Annotated in this window: 8 protein-coding genes; 6 read left to right on the forward strand and 2 right to left on the reverse strand. The window is 64.2% G+C overall.

The genetic code is table 11. The features are described 5' to 3' along the window. Positions 1-136: 136 nt before the first annotated feature. A complete protein-coding gene (locus tag NKI15_RS04525; RefSeq protein WP_023733776.1) occupies positions 137-2,626 on the reverse strand; it encodes a mechanosensitive ion channel family protein in 2,490 nt (829 codons plus the stop codon). Positions 2,627-2,945: 319 nt separating this feature from the next. On the opposite strand from NKI15_RS04525, the gene NKI15_RS04530 reads away from it, so the two are divergent. The 5 genes from NKI15_RS04530 (at position 2,946) to NKI15_RS04550 (ending at position 9,712) form a co-directional block, all read left to right on the forward strand. Beyond that, a complete protein-coding gene (locus NKI15_RS04530) occupies positions 2,946-4,205 on the forward strand; it encodes a sarcosine oxidase subunit beta family protein (RefSeq protein ID WP_023733777.1) in 1,260 nt (419 codons plus the stop codon). An 11-nt stretch (positions 4,206-4,216) separates the two neighbouring features. Further along, the gene (locus tag NKI15_RS04535) at positions 4,217-4,513 is read left to right on the forward strand and encodes a sarcosine oxidase subunit delta (protein ID WP_023670367.1); all 297 of its coding nucleotides are present in this window, start codon (positions 4,217-4,219) and stop codon (positions 4,511-4,513) included. Continuing rightward, on the forward strand, positions 4,510-7,521 hold the full coding sequence (locus NKI15_RS04540) for a sarcosine oxidase subunit alpha (protein WP_352885793.1): 3,012 nt from the start codon (positions 4,510-4,512) through the stop codon (positions 7,519-7,521). Before NKI15_RS04535 ends, NKI15_RS04540 begins: the two co-directional genes overlap by 4 nt. Continuing rightward, positions 7,514-8,116, forward strand: a complete 603-nt coding sequence (gene soxG, locus NKI15_RS04545) for a sarcosine oxidase subunit gamma family protein (RefSeq protein ID WP_352514128.1) — start codon at positions 7,514-7,516, stop codon at positions 8,114-8,116. The genes NKI15_RS04540 and soxG overlap by 8 nt, the downstream gene beginning before the upstream one ends. 153 nt (positions 8,117-8,269) lie before the next feature. Then, on the forward strand, positions 8,270-9,712 hold the full coding sequence (locus tag NKI15_RS04550) for an MFS transporter (RefSeq protein WP_023746842.1): 1,443 nt from the start codon (positions 8,270-8,272) through the stop codon (positions 9,710-9,712). Positions 9,713-9,730: 18 nt separating this feature from the next. Here NKI15_RS04550 and NKI15_RS04555 read toward each other — a convergent pair whose 3' ends face one another. Then, complete coding sequence (locus NKI15_RS04555; protein ID WP_023746843.1) at positions 9,731-10,435, reverse strand: nitroreductase; 705 nt, start codon at positions 10,433-10,435, stop codon at positions 9,731-9,733. A 282-nt stretch (positions 10,436-10,717) separates the two neighbouring features. On the opposite strand from NKI15_RS04555, the gene NKI15_RS04560 reads away from it, so the two are divergent. Beyond that, positions 10,718-11,260, forward strand: a complete 543-nt coding sequence (locus NKI15_RS04560; RefSeq protein ID WP_023746844.1) for a helix-turn-helix domain-containing protein — start codon at positions 10,718-10,720, stop codon at positions 11,258-11,260. Positions 11,261-11,277 lie beyond the last annotated feature (17 nt).

An 11,277-nucleotide genomic window follows, 5' to 3' on the forward strand; every position in this document is an offset into this window, starting at 1 on the left:
ATCGGTGTTTCCACACCGCCTCTGTTGCATTTCGCAAGGCATTCTCGCCTTTGCATGTGAGCTTATATGAGATGCAAGCTGAACCGCAACTGAATGCCGCATTCATGCCGCAATCGGTTGGGAGGAGCTTGGGGCCCTAGCTGGGATCGGGTTTGCGGGCCTTGCGACCAGTCTTGGCCAGCCGCTTCGCCTCGGCGGCGGCTCTGGCCTCCGCCTGCTCCTTCTCGGCGAACTCGACTTCGATCTTGTCGTCGTCGATCGGCCATGCGTCGGTCTGCTTGACCTTGACCTCGGCGCGCGGCGTCGAGGGGATTTCTATGTGCTCGGCGTCAAAAGCATCGAGCACGGCAAAGCGGATATCGTTCTGAACGATGGCGCCGTTCAGCACATCGGCTAGGAACACGCGGATCTCGAACTCGAGTGCTGCCGGCCCGAAATTGGTGAACAGCACGAAGGGTTCCGGGTTCTTCAGCACCAGCGCATGGCCGCGCGCAATCTCAAGCAGGACCGCGTGTACCCGCTTGACGTCGCTGCCATAGGCGACCCCGACCTTGATCTCCACGCGTCCGAGCTTGTTGCGGTGCGTCCAGTTGCCGACGGCGTTGTTGATGAGGTTCGAATTGGGCAGGATCACCGACTGCCGCTGGAAGGTCTCGATTTCGGTGGCGCGCACGCTGATCTTCTTGACCGTGCCTGATGTGTCGCCGGCGACGATCCAGTCGCCGACCTTGAACGGCCGCTCGGCGAGAAGGATCAGGCCGGACACGAAGTTGGACACGACATTCTGCAGGCCAAAGCCGATACCCAGCGAGAGTGCGCCGGCAACGAGCGCCAAATTGGAAAGATCGATGCCCGCCGCCGAGATGCCGACGAGGCCGGCGAGCGCGACGCCGGCATAGCCGACCGCCAGCCGGATCGAGTTGCGCACGCCGGTATCGACCTTGCCGCGCGCCATAACCGAGCCGTCGAGCCAGCCCTGGAACCAGCGGGTCAGGAAATAGCCGATGATGAAGACGACGATGCCGGTGAGGATGCCGGTGACCGAAATCGTCACCGAACCGACGGTGACGCCTGTCGCCAATTTATAGCCCCAGGCCTGGATATCGCCGGGCTGGAAGCCCCACATCAACAGGATCAGCGGCAGGAACACCAGCACGATCATCAGGTTGATGGCGACGCTGACGACGAGGCCGAGCTGGTCGAGCGCGGTGTCCTCATAGCTGGAGTTGGTCTTCAGCCAGCGCCCAATCGAGGTGCCGGCGAAACCACCCTCCTCGCCGATCTCGCGCGCCGACAGGAAGCCGATATAGGCGGTAAGCAGGATGGTGCCGGTGACCACGACCTGCAACGAGACGAAGATGGCAAGACCGATATAGCCGAACAGCGCCGCCGCAATCGTGAACAGGCCGAGCGCGACACAGGTGTAGCGCAGCCAGGCCGGCCAGCGGCGCCAGCGCCCAGCGACGTCCTTGTAAGGCTTCAGCAGCGCCATCAGGATCAGGATGACCCCGACGATCACGGTGGCGACAAAACTCCTGGCCACCGTCAGCGACAGAGGCGAGCCCATCTTGTCGTTGACGATCGACAGGAAATTGTTGATGCCGATGACGACTGCCATGGCCGTCGTCAGTCGCACCAGCCAACGCGCCGGGCCGGTCTCGACCTGGATCAGGCGCCAGTTCGGCATGCTAGGCGACAGCGCCGCATTGGTCAGGCGGTTGACACAGAACACTATGGCGATGACGGCTGCCAGCGCGTTGAGGAACACGCCTATGTCGCCGCGCAGCACATTGTAATAATTGTACAGGAACACCGTCGAGGCGAGGAAGGCGCTGACCGCCAGCGTCGGCAGCAAGGTCGACCAGAACGCCACCGACAGGCGACTGAGATACGTCGGATCTTCAACCGACGCGTCGGCCTCGAAGATGCGCCCAAACAGGCGGCGCCCACCGACCAGAAGCACCACGGCCAACGCGAGCGCCATGAGGGTCGCCGCGAGCATCGCCTGGAACTTGAACTTGAAGGCAAAGCTCAGCCAGGACGACACCGCCCTGTAAAAATTGGCGTATTCGTCCCTGGCGTCGGAAAACACTTGCGGGCTCAGTGCATCGGACAGCACATAGCGCTTGGTCAGCCCGCTGCGAAACAGCTCGCTGCGCATATTGCCGATCTTCTCGATCAGCGCATTGATGCGGATCGACAGGTTCTGCGCGCCGGCGATGACGGCGTTGATCTCCGCCTTTTCCGACGCCAGCGCCTGGCGCTCGCCGGTCACGATGTCCGGTTCAGGGGGCTGTCCGGCAGCCGGCGGTGCGCCAAGCTGCTCGAGCCTCGAATTGATCTCTCCCAGCCGCGAACGAAACGCCAGCGCGCTGTTCAGCGCAGCGCGCGACAGCTCTTCCAGCTGCAGGCGGATCTCGACGAGGGTGGTGTCGTCGACGCCGTCCTCCTGGACTTTCTTCTCCAGAGCGTCGGTTTTCGTCGTCAAACCCTGCAGGATTTTCTGCTGGTCGGCGACCAGCCCGGCAGGCGCCTGGCCCAGCCCCTGCGCCATCGCGCCGAACGAATGCGGCGCCAAGGCAACGAGCGCGAGGACCAGGATCAGGCGAAAGAAGCGAAAAAACATAATGGTGGCGACTCAAAGGGCGGCAAAGGCCGCCTCTAAAGCGGTCCTTGATAGAGACGCTCATCCCGTGGGGCAAGTCGTGGCGAAGTCATGACAGTTGGGCGCCTTGCGGGAGTCGGCCAGTCGAAAAGCCATGGCGCAATCTTGGCTTTGCGCACGCCGCCTACTCTATAGTCTGCCGCATCGCACCCGAGCCGGATGGCTTCAGGTCTGTTGGACCTGAAATCATCCGGCTCTAGAAATCAAAGATATAGAGCATGATGTCGTCCGAAAACCGCTTCACACTTTTCGGCATCATGCTCTAGGGATGACATGAAGAATGGCGGAATATTCAGCCCTTTCGCTTCTCACGAACGCGCTCAAGGGAAACAAGGACTGGAAGCCGGCCTGGCGCAAGCCCGACCCCAAGGCTTCCTATGACGTCATCATCATCGGTGGCGGCGGCCACGGCCTGTCGACGGCGTATTATCTGGCCAAGGAGCACGGCATCACCAATGTCGCGGTGCTGGAAAAGGGCTGGCTGGGTTCCGGCAATGTCGGCCGTAACACCACGGCGGTGCGCTCCAACTACCTTTTGCCGTCCAACACCCGCTTCTACGAACATTCGATGAAGATGTGGGAGAACCTTTCGCACGACCTCAACTACAACGTCATGTTCTCGCAGCGCGGCTGCCTGAATCTGGCTCACACGCCGGCCCAGTTCGACGACTTGGCAAGGCGCGGCAACGCCATGCGCCATCTCGGCGTCGATGCCGAGCTGATGAGCACCGCCGAGATCGCGCGCCTGGTCCCGGCGCTGGACATGTCGGCCTCCGCGCGCTTTCCCATCGTCGGCGGCCTGATGCAGCCGCGCGCCGGCACCGCCCGTCACGATGCGGTGGCCTGGGGCTATGCCCGCGGCGCCGACCGCCGCGGCGTCGACATCGTCGAGAATTGCGAGGTCACCGGCTTCCTGCGCGACGGCGACCGCATCACCGGCGTGCAAACGACGCGCGGAGAGATCCGCGGCAAGAAAGTTGCCGTGGCCGTTGCCGGCAGCACCGGACGGGTGATGCAGCTTGCCGGCATCGACAGGATGCCGATCGAGAGCCATGTGCTGCAGGCCTTCGTGACAGAGTCGCTGAAACCGTTCTGCAACACGGTCCTGACCTTCGGCATGGGCCATTTCTATATGTCGCAGTCCGACAAGGGCGGCCTCGTCTATGGCGGCGATATCGACGGCTACAACAGCTACGCCCAGCGCGGTAATCTGCCCATCGTCGACGAGGTGATGAGCGAGATGCTGGCGCTGTTTCCCGGCCTTGCGCGTGTACGCATGCTGCGCTCCTGGGGCGGCGTCTGCGACATGTCGATGGACGGTTCGCCGATCATCACCACCGGCCCGCTGCCGGGCATGTATCTCAATTGCGGCTGGTGCTATGGCGGCTTCAAGGCGACGCCGGCCTCGGGCTGGTGCTTTGCATACACCATCGCCAAGGACGAGCCGCACGCGTTCAACGCGCCGTTCACGCTCGACCGTTTTTATCGCGGCCTAGTGATTGACGACAAGGGCCAGGGCGCAACGCCCCGGCTGCATTAGGGTTCAAACAAATGCTTATCACTTGTCCCTATTGCGGCCCGCGCGACGTCATCGAGTTCACCTATCAGGGCGACGGCAACCGCGAGCGCCCGCAGCCCAACTCGCAGGACCTCGACGCCTGGAACGCCTATGTCTACGATCGGCTGAACCCGGCCGGCGACCACAATGAGATCTGGCAGCATTCGGGCGGCTGCCGCACCCATCTGAGGATGGTGCGCAACACGGTCACGCATGAGATTTCCAGCACCGGTTTCGCCCGCGGCGACCACAATGCCGCCGCCCGGCACAAAGCCGGAGGCAAGTCGTGAGCCCGCGCCGCACCGAGACCGGCGGCCGCGTCGACCGGCTGCGCACCATCCGCTTCACCTTCGACGGCACGCCCTACACCGGCCATGCCGGCGACACGCTGGCCTCGGCGCTGCTTGCTAACGGCGTCACGCTTTTCGGCCGCTCATTCAAATACCACCGCCCGCGCGGCCTGCTCTCGGCCGGCGTCGAGGAACCGAACGCGCTGGTGACGGTGCTGCGCGGCGAAGTGCGCGAGCCCAACATCGCCGCAACCATGGTCGAGATCTATGACGGGCTGGTGGCCGTCAGCCAGAACCGCTTTCCCTCGCTCGCCTGGGACATCAACGCCGTCAACCAGCTCGGCGGCAAGATCCTGGCCGCCGGCTTCTACTACAAGACCTTCATGGGCCCTGTCTTCGGCCCCCTGAAAGGCACCCGCTTCTGGATGTTCTGCGAGCATTTCATCCGCCGCGCCGCCGGCCTGGGCCGCGCCGGTATTGCCGCCGACACCTCGCGCTACGAGCGCATGAACGCGTTTTGCGACGTGCTGGTGGTCGGCTCCGGCCCGGCCGGCCTGTCAGCCGCCAAGGCCGCTGCCGACCAGGGCGCGCGCGTCATCCTGGCCGAACTCGAGCCGCGTTTCGGCGGCTCGGCCAACTGGTCCGGCGAGGCCATCGACGGCGCGCCGGCCGCCGACTGGGCGGCGCGCGCCGTCAGCCAGCTCGAAGGACATGACACGGTCCGCCTGCTGCCGCGCACCACGGTGTGGGGCTATTACGACGGCAACACGCTAGCCGCGCTCGAGCGCGTCACCGACCACAAGGAAACGCCCGGCAAGGGCGAGCCGCGCCATCGCTACTGGGCGATCCGCGCCAAGACGGTGGTGCTGGCCACCGGCTCTTTCGAGCGGCCGCTTGTGTTCCCCGGCAATGACCGGCCGGGCGTCATGCTGGCGCATGCCGCCGAGCGCTATGCTAACGATTATGGCGTGCTGCCCGGCGACAGGATCGCGCTGTTCACCAACAATGACAGCGCCTATCGCTCGGCGCTGGCGCTGAGGAAGGCCGGGGCGGCTATTGTCGCAATCGTCGATGTGCGCCCCGAGCTTTCGGCCGAAATGCGCAGCCTCGCCACCGAGGCCGAAGCCGAAATCCTCTCCGGCCATGCCGTGGTCGCCACCGAAGGCGGCAAGGCGCTCTCCGGCCTCAAGGTGCAGCGCTTCGACATGAATTCGGGCGCGCTCAGCGGTGACGCCCGCAGCATCCACGCCGATAGCCTGCTGATGTCGGGCGGCTGGTCGCCGACCATCCACCTCGCCAGCCAGGCTGGCGCGAGAGCCGAGTGGAATCCTGCCCGCCAGGCCTTCCTGCCGCCAAAGCAAACGCAACAGCGCTGGCCAAATCAGCAATGGATTGGTGCGGGTGCTTTCAACGGCAGCTTCTCGACCATCGAAGCGATCACTGAGGGCCGCGCAGCCGGCCTGTCCGCAGCGGGCGGAGCGGCTGCGCCGGCAGCCTTGCCGGATGTCGAAGCAGCCCCGGGAAACCCAGATCCGGCCCCGGTGTTCGAGATCAAGGCGAAAGGCAAAAGCTTCGTCGACTTCCAGCATGATGTCACCGCCGAGGACGTGCGGCTGGCGCATCGCGAAGGCTTCGTCTCGGTCGAGCACCTGAAGCGCTACACCACGCTCGGCATGGCGACCGACCAGGGCAAGAACTCCAACGTTCCGGGCCTCGCCATCATGGCCGAGGCGTTGGGCAAACCGATCCCCGAAGTCGGAACGACGCGCTTCCGCCCGCCCTATTCCGCGGTGTCGATCGGCTCGCTTGCCGCCGAACGCTTCGGCGATCTGAAACCCGAGCGCCTGACGCCCATGCATGACTGGCACCTCGCCAATGGCGCAACGATGTATTCCGCTGGCCTCTGGTATCGACCAATGATCTACGGCCTTGCCGGCGAGACGGTCGAGCAGGCTTATGTCCGTGAAGCCAGGGCGACGCGCGAAAGCGCCGGCATCGTCGACGTCTCGACGCTGGGCAAGATCGCCGTTCAGGGGCCGGATGCGGGCGAATTCCTCGACCGCGTCTACACCAACATGTTTTCTACCCTCCCCGTCGGCAAGGCCCGCTACGGCCTGATGCTGCGCGAGGATGGGCTGGCCTTCGACGACGGCACCACATGGCGGCTTGGCGAACAGGATTTCCTGATGACGACCACCACGGCCAACGCCGGCAAGGTGATGCAGCATCTGGAATATTTCCTCGACGTCATCTGGCCGGAACTCAAAGTGCATGTCACCTCGGTAACCGACGAATGGGCGGGCGCGGCCATCGGCGGGCCGAAGGCGCGGGCCATCCTCGCCGCCTGTGTCACCGGCACCGCGGTCGACAACACAGCCCTGCCCTTCATGGGCATCGTGCGCGGCGAGATATCAGGCGTGCCGGTGATGATTTGCCGGCTGTCCTTCTCCGGAGAAATGGCCTTCGAGGTCTATTGCGGCGCCGGCTACGGCACCCATGTCTGGCAAGCCCTTGTCGAAGCCGGCAAGCCGTTCGGCCTGGTCACCTACGGGCTGGAGGCGTTGGGCACGATGCGCATCGAAAAGGGCCATGTCACCGGCGCGGAGATCGACGGGCGCGCCACGGCGCGCGACCTGCATCTCGACTGGATGCTGTCGAAGAAGAAGCCGTTCATCGGCTCGGCGATGATGGACCGCGAAGGCCTGATCGCGCCCGAGCGGCTGCAGCTGGTCGGCATCGTCTCGCTCGACAACCGGCCGTTCAATGGCGGCGCCCACCTCGTCGAGCAACTGGACGAAGCCAATCCGCACGATTCCATCGGCCACATCACCGCCTGCTGCTATTCGCCGGCGCTGGGCAAGCACATCGCGCTGGCCCTGGTCGAAGGCGGCAAGGCGCGCCATGGCACCCGCGCGTTTGTCTCCGATCCGCTGCGCAACCGGTTCGGGCCGGTCGAAATCGTCTCCAACCATTTCTACGACCCGGACGGGAGCCGCATGCATGGCTGAGCGCCAATCACCCGAGCGCCTCTCGCCGCTCGAGCCGGTGTTCCATCCGGGTTCGCACGGCAATTTCGAGCATGGCGTCGATGTCATCCTAACCGAAATCAGGCCAGGCTCGATCCTGCAACTGGCCGCATGGCCGGGCGCGGAAAAGCAGCTGATCGAGGCGATCGGCAAGGTCACCGGGCTCGCTTTGCCCGACGGTGCCGGCGGCGGTCTCGCCAAGTTCGGCAAGGCCGTGTTCGGTTTCGCGCCTGGAAAATTCACGGTCGTCGACGATGCCGAGGGCCTGGCGGCGCGTTTTGCCGGGGACGTAACCCCGGCAATCGGCACGATCACCGACCTGTCGCATGGCCGCACCGCAATCCGCATCGCCGGCCCTAAGGCCGAATGGGTGCTGGCGAAATTCTTCGCCATCGACTTTGCGCTGCCCGCCTTCCCCATAGGCTCCGGCCGTTCGACCACCCATCACGACGTCTTTGCGCAGATCCAGCGCACCGGCGCCGACCAGTTCGACATCTATGTCTTCCGCTCCTTCGCCCGCTCGTTCTGGAAGGCGCTCTGCCTTGCCAGCGAGGAGGTCGGCTACGAGGTTCAGTAGGGCCGACAGCCGTTCTGGCCTCAAGGCCAGCCGGTTCTGCCGCTAGAGAATGCTCCAATGGAAGCCCATGGTGGGGAACGTGGCCCAACCGGCCCAGGGGATTAAAAAGATCCCGTCTCAGAGTCGGCATCGTCGTTTGGTTCGAACATCCCCATGACCGCAGATCTATCCGCCGGCGCCACGGATCGCGCCGATGTGTCGGCCAGAGCCTTGCTCCTGCTGCCGCTCACGGTCGCCTGCGGCGTGTTCATGACCAGCCTCGACCAGAATGTCGTGGTCACCGCCCTGCCCGGCATCAGCGACAGCCTCGGCCGGCCGCCGAGCCAGTTCGGCCTGTTGATCACCGTCTATGTCGCCAGCCTGATCATCTCGATGCCGCTCGGCGGCTGGGCGGCCGACCGCTTCGGCTTGCGCAACGTTTACTGCTTCGCCTTGCTGGTGTTCGCCGCGTCATCGGCGCTGTGCGGATTGTCCAACGACATCTGGACGCTGGTCGGCGCCCGCGCGCTGCAAGGCTTCGGCGGCGCCTTGATCGGGACGCTCGGCCAGGTCGTCATCCTGTCGACCTTCCCGCGCAGCCGCACGCTGAAGATCAACATGTATATCTCACTGGCCGGCCAGTCCGGACCGCTGGTCGGCCCGCTCGTCGGCGGCGCGCTGACGACTTACATTTCATGGCGCTGGATCTTCTTCATCAACGTGCCGTTCGCGCTGGCGGCCGCCGTCCTTGCCGCCTCGCTGTTTCCGACGGTCACCAAGCCGGTGCGCACGCCGTTCGATTTTCCGGGCTTCCTGCTGGTCGGCGGCGGCATGGTCCTGCTGGTCTTCGGCATGGATTCGCTTGCGGCCAAAGACGCCGCCGGCAGCATGATCGCGGCCGAGCTGGCGCTGGCGATCGTCATCCTGACGCTTGCCTCCTTCTACTGCCTGCGCGCCCGCAACCCCTTGCTTAACCTGAAACTCCTGCGCATCCGCACCTTTCGCATCTCCTTCCTCACCGGTGGTGGGCTGGACACGATCGGCCTGAGCTCGGTCGTTTTCCTTTTGCCGTTGATGTTCCAGCTCGGCTTCGGCATGAGCGCGGTGCAGGCGGGATCGCTGACTTTCGTCGCCGCAATCGGCTCGCTGATCATGCGTGTCTTCATGCCGCGCCTGCTCAACCGTTTCGGCTTTCGCCGCGTGCTGGTCGTCAACACGCCGATCGTTGCTGCCATGGTAGCGGGCTTCGCCTTGATTGAGGCGACAACGCCGGTCTGGATCGTGCTCGTCTATATCTTTGCCTTCGGCGTTCTGCGCTCGGCGCAGTGGGCTTCGACCGGCAACCTCGCCTATTCCGACATCGCGCCCGACCAGCTCGCCCGCTTCAGCGCGCTCTACTACATACTGTGGCAGTTGGGGGTAGCGATCAGCGTCGGCCTGGCGGCGGCGCTGTTGTCGTTCCTGGCTGGCGGCAGGCCGGCGGTGACCAACGATTTCCGCATCCTGTTCGTGGTCGAGGGCGTCATCACGTTGTGCGCGCTGATCGCCTATCTCAGACTGACACCGCAGGACGGCGCCCATGTCAGCGGCCATGGCGCGCAGATGAACGTGGAATAAGGCGCCGTTAGCCGAGCCCTATTCGCTGAACGTCACCCACTCTTCCAGCGGCACGCGGTCGGTGCGGAAGTCGTTTTCGGGCTTGGAGGTGTCCTCGAGGCCTAGCGCCATGCCGCAGACGACGATCTCCTCGTCGGGAATGTTGAGCACCGGCCGGATCTGCCGGTGATAGGGCGCGAAGGCGGCCTGCGGGCAGGTGTGCAGGCCCCTGCCTCGCGCCGCCACCATGATGTTCTGCAGGAACATTCCGTAGTCGATCCACGAGCCTTGGTTCAGCCGCCGGTCTATGGTGAAGATCATGCCGACCGGCGCGTCGAAGAAGACGAAGTTGCGGTCGTGCTGGGCGCGCATCTTGTCGACCTCGCGGCGGCCGATGCCGAGTGCCCCATAGAGCCCGAAACCGTTGGCGCGGCGGCGGGTGAGATACGGCTCGAAGAACTGGGTGGGGTAATAGCGATACTCGTCCCAATCGGCCTTTTCGGCGCGGATACCGGAATTCAGGATGGCATCGGTGATCTGCTGCTTGACCTCGCCCTTGACGACATAGACCCGCCAAGGCTGCATATTGGTGCCCGAAGGCGCGCGCGCGGCGACGCCAAGAATGGCTCGGATCGTCTCGTCATCGACCATGTCGGGCAGGAAGGCGCGCACTGAACGGCGCGAGATGATCGCCTCGTCGACAACAGCCGCGTTTTGCGCTGCCAGGCCATTTTTTTCCAGCATGGGCCGTCCCTTTGCGCACACTTCGAAAGCCGAACCGGCTATCGGAGAAGACCTTGCGCAGATTTCAATCCTTGGTCGCCGACCCGCATTCCCACACCCGCCGCTCGTGCCAGAGCCTTTGCATGAACCTCCAAAATCGCGCAAGCAAATCTTGTGTGCCCATGAAAATTCGCTTGATTTTTTCACGGACATGAGCTCTCATGAAATTCATTTCTAGTTTTTCATCAAGTGAGCATTTTGCCCCCAGCTATCCCCAAAACATTGCAGGGACCTGACGAGCGCCTGTTGGCAAGCGACATCCGTGCGCTGCGCAAGGCGCGTGGGCTGACGCTGGCTGAGATCGCGCTGAAGCTTGGCCGCTCTGTCGGCTGGGTCAGCCAGGTCGAGCGCGGCCTGTCGATTCCTTCGCTCGGCGACCTCAGGGCCTTCGCAGACCTGTTCGGCGTGCCGCTCAGCCTGTTCTTCAGCCACGACGTGCCGATCGAGAAGGAGCGCGGCGTTGTCGTGCGCGCCGGCAGCCGGCGCACGCTTGGCACAAGCGAATCCGGCCTGGTGGAGGAGCTTCTGTCGCCCGATCTCGGCGGAAGTTTCGAGATGGTGCGTTCGATCTTCGCGCCGGGCGCCGAGATGAAGAGCGAGCAGCTGCGGCCGACCGAGGAAGCCGGCTACATCGCCTCTGGCATTTTCGAGATCGAGATAGCCGGCGTCTGGCACCGGCTCGGCGAAGGCGATTCCTTCCGCTTCGAGCGCAAGCCGTACCGCTGGCGCAATCCCGGCAGCGAGCCGGCCGTGGTCATCTGGGTGGTTTCACCGCCTGTTTATTGAATGCATGTCGCCCAAAG

It is taken from the genome of Mesorhizobium sp. M0862 (assembly GCF_040319795.1).
Classification (GTDB): domain Bacteria; phylum Pseudomonadota; class Alphaproteobacteria; order Rhizobiales; family Rhizobiaceae; genus Mesorhizobium.

Excerpts from the sequence above, each read along its gene's own strand:
- NKI15_RS04525 (WP_023733776.1), bottom strand. The coding sequence starts at position 2,626 with ATGTTTTTTCGCTTCTTTCGCCTGATCCTGGTCCTCGCGCTCGTTGCC.
- NKI15_RS04530 (WP_023733777.1), top strand. The coding sequence starts at position 2,946 with ATGGCGGAATATTCAGCCCTTTCGCTTCTCACGAACGCGCTCAAGGGA.
- NKI15_RS04535 (WP_023670367.1), top strand. The coding sequence starts at position 4,217 with ATGCTTATCACTTGTCCCTATTGCGGCCCGCGCGACGTCATCGAGTTC.
- soxG (WP_352514128.1), top strand. The coding sequence starts at position 7,514 with ATGGCTGAGCGCCAATCACCCGAGCGCCTCTCGCCGCTCGAGCCGGTG.
- NKI15_RS04550 (WP_023746842.1), top strand. The coding sequence starts at position 8,270 with ATGACCGCAGATCTATCCGCCGGCGCCACGGATCGCGCCGATGTGTCG.
- NKI15_RS04555 (WP_023746843.1), bottom strand. The coding sequence starts at position 10,435 with ATGCTGGAAAAAAATGGCCTGGCAGCGCAAAACGCGGCTGTTGTCGAC.